Raw genomic sequence first — 678 nt, 5'->3', positions numbered from 1 at the left:
AGCTCGGGGCGGAAACCCGCCTGTTCGATCCACACGAGCTGCCGATGCTTGACTCGGTGCCAGCCACCCACCCAAAGGTGCAGGAGCTGCGCCAGGCCTCGCTGTGGTCGGAGGGCCACGTGTGGGTCAGCCCGGAACGCCATGGCACCCTTACCGCGGTATTCAAGAACCAGATCGACTGGCTGCCACTGGAAGAGGGCAGCGTGCGCCCCACCCAAGGCCGCACGCTGGCCGTGATGCAGGTCTGCGGCGGTTCGCAGTCGTTCAACGTCGTCAACGCGCTGCGTGTGCTCGGCCGGTGGATGCGGATGGTGACGATCCCCAACCAGTCCTCGGTCGCCAAGGCCTGGCAGGAGTTCGACGACGAAGGTCGAATGAAGCCTTCGGCGTACTACGATCGCGTGGTGGACGTCATGGAGGAACTGGTCAAGTTCACCCTGCTGGTGCGTGGGCGCAGCGACTACCTGGTGGACCGTTACAGCGAGCGCAAGGGGGCCATCGAGGCGGCGGCGCTGGCGGCCGCTGCAGGGGTGGTGGAAACTGTTTTTAACGAGGAGGAAAGTGCGTGAACGCGGTCATCTACCACAACCCCAAGTGCGGCACCTCGCGCAACACTCTGGCGATGATCCGCTTCGCCGGGATCGAGCCGGAAGTGATCGACTACCTGGCCCACCCGCC

The 678-nt window shown here is 65.0% G+C and carries 1 protein-coding gene and 1 pseudogene; both read left to right on the top strand.

Annotated elements, in window-relative coordinates; genetic code table 11:
• Positions 1–569: arsenical resistance protein ArsH (gene arsH / locus AC2A1N_RS08830; protein ID WP_484372042.1), on the top strand; the 569-nt coding region annotated here is incomplete at its 5' end.
• Positions 566–678: pseudogene (locus AC2A1N_RS08825) on the top strand (arsenate reductase (glutaredoxin)); the annotation flags it as partial. The gene arsH and the pseudogene AC2A1N_RS08825, both read left to right, overlap by 4 nt.

The organism is Stenotrophomonas maltophilia group sp. SKK55 (assembly GCF_057179845.1).
This window is presented reverse-complemented; position numbering and strand designations above follow the sequence as displayed.